Genomic DNA, 431 nt, shown 5'->3' with positions numbered 1-431 from the left:
CCGCGACCTCGCCGGGCTCGTCGACCCGGTCGTCGAGGATGTAGCCGAGGCGCTGCAGCTCCGCCGTCAGGCGCCCGGGATCGAGGGCGTCGCCGGGGGCGATCTCGACCCGGGCGCTCCCCCAGGTCTCCGGCGGCGGCACCCGCTGGATCAGGGCCGGCGCGGTGGTGAGCACGATGTCGGGCAGGTGCGCGGTGTCGGTGAGCCAGCGCAGCACGCCGGCCCGCGCCCCCATCGTGCCGCGCGACGGCGAGGCGCGGTCGAAGGGCAGGCAGTCCCATTCCGGATAGACCGCGACGCCGATCCCCGGCGCGAGCGCCCGCAGCACCGCCGCCAGTTCCTCGAGCCGCCGGGTGTCGCGGGCGACGTGCAGCAGGGGGCGGCCCGTGTCGCGCAGCCCGAGCAAGGCCACCGCGAGGGCGCCGGCCGGC

1 pseudogene is annotated in these 431 nt (G+C 78.2%); it reads right to left on the bottom strand.

Annotation, left to right across the window (positions count from 1 at the left end):
- Positions 1-431, bottom strand: a pseudogene (locus A5481_RS24810) (DEAD/DEAH box helicase); the annotation flags it as partial.

Source organism: Methylobacterium platani, from assembly GCF_001653715.1.
GTDB lineage: Bacteria > Pseudomonadota > Alphaproteobacteria > Rhizobiales > Beijerinckiaceae > Methylobacterium > Methylobacterium platani.
The sequence above is the reverse complement of the archived record's forward strand: the minus strand, read 5'-3'. Positions and strand labels throughout refer to the sequence as shown.